2 protein-coding genes are annotated in these 1484 nt (G+C 71.2%); both read right to left on the bottom strand.

Annotation, left to right across the window (positions count from 1 at the left end; all coding sequences use genetic code 11):
* On the bottom strand, positions 1-723 hold a 723-nt coding region (locus APM_RS09670; RefSeq protein ID WP_007423186.1), incomplete at its 3' end, for a glycosyltransferase family 39 protein.
* 100 nt (positions 724-823) lie between these two features.
* Positions 824-1484, bottom strand: a 661-nt coding sequence (locus APM_RS09665) for a GtrA family protein (protein ID WP_007423185.1), incomplete at its 5' end; no start/stop codon positions are given.

The raw sequence follows: 1484 nt of genomic DNA, 5'->3' as shown, positions 1-1484 counted from the left end.
CCCGCCGATCAGCCCGAGCAGGTGGCCGGGCGTCCCGGCCAGGTCGAGATGCGCGGAGCGGCCGCCCTGCTTGGCGAAGCTCGCCCAGCCATGCGCCGCGTTCCACAGGACCACCGGCAGCATCGCCAGCAGGCCGAGCAGCAGCCCGAGCCAGGGCAGCGGTCGGCGCAGCCCCGCCCTGCCCTCGCGCGTGGCGAGCATGAACAGGCCGATGGCGACGAAGAGCAGGGCGGCGGTGTATTTGGCCTCGAAGCCGAGCCCCGCGGCGAGGCCGGCGGCGAGAAACCAGCGGTCGTCGCCGGTGGCGAGCCAGCGCGCCATCGCCCAGAGCGAAGCGGTCCAGAACAGCAGGAGCGGCGTGTCCGGCGTGGTGATGATGGCGCCGGCATTCAGCACCAGGGTGGCGTTGAGCAGGAGCGCGGCGGTGAGGCCGGCGCGGCGGTTGGGAAAGAGATCCTCGCCGGCGCGCCAGAGCAGCAGCGTGCCGATCGCGGCGGAGAGCGGCGAGAGCAGACGGATGCCGAGCGCGCCGTTGCCGGCGATGAACGTGCCGGCCCGGATCCAGAGCGCGATCAGCGGCGCGTCGTCGTAATAGCCGGTGGCGAGGTGCCTCGACCACAGCCAGTAATAGGTCTCGTCCGGCGAGAGCGGGATGAGGGCGGCGAGGACGAGGCGGAGGAGGGTGAGGCCGGCCAGGGCCGCCAGCCAGGCCTGGCGGCTCATCGCCCGGACCGGTCCGGCGCGCTCATCGCACGCATCGGTTCTGCGCGCTCATCGCACGCACGGCTTTTGCGCGCTCATCGCACGCACGACTTTTGCGCGCTCATCGCACGCGCCAGACCAGGGTGGCGGAGACCGCGTAGTTCCAGACCACGCCGATCGCCGAGCCGGCGGCGCTGGCGGCGAGGCCGTTGGCGTCGCCCCGATGATAGAGCGCGCCGGCGATGCCGATATTGGCGATGGCGCCGAGGCCGCAGACCAGCATGAACAGCACGAGACCCTGCCAGTAGCGCACGCCGCGCAGCTTCATCGTGCGGTAGGTCAGGCGGTTGTTCAGCTCGAAATTGGCGACCATGGCGACGATGGTGCCGAGCGTCTGCGCCGGGCCGAAACCGAGCCCGGCGGCGCGGCTCGCCTGCATTGCCGCGAGGTTCACGAAAATGCCGAACAGGCCGACCAGGGCGAAGGCGATGAAGCGCAGCGGCACCATGCCGCCGAGCGCGCGGTCGACGAACTGGCCGGCGAACTGGACCATCACCAGGATGTCGAGCTTGCTTTCGCCGGCGGCGCGGGGGCGGAAGCGGTAGGGGAGTTCGGCGACCTTCAGCGGGGCCGGCGCGGAGAGCAGCAGGTCGAGCAGGATCTTGAAGCCCTGCCCGTTCAGCCGGTGCGCCAGGTCCTCGAACAGCGACTGGCGGAGGAGGAAGAAGCCGCTCATCGGGTCGGAGATCGCAACACCGGCGAGTTTCCGGGCGAGGCCGATG

The organism is Acidiphilium sp. PM, from assembly GCF_000219295.1.
Lineage (GTDB): Bacteria > Pseudomonadota > Alphaproteobacteria > Acetobacterales > Acetobacteraceae > Acidiphilium > Acidiphilium multivorum.
The sequence above is the reverse complement of the archived record's forward strand: the minus strand, read 5'-3'. Positions and strand labels throughout refer to the sequence as shown.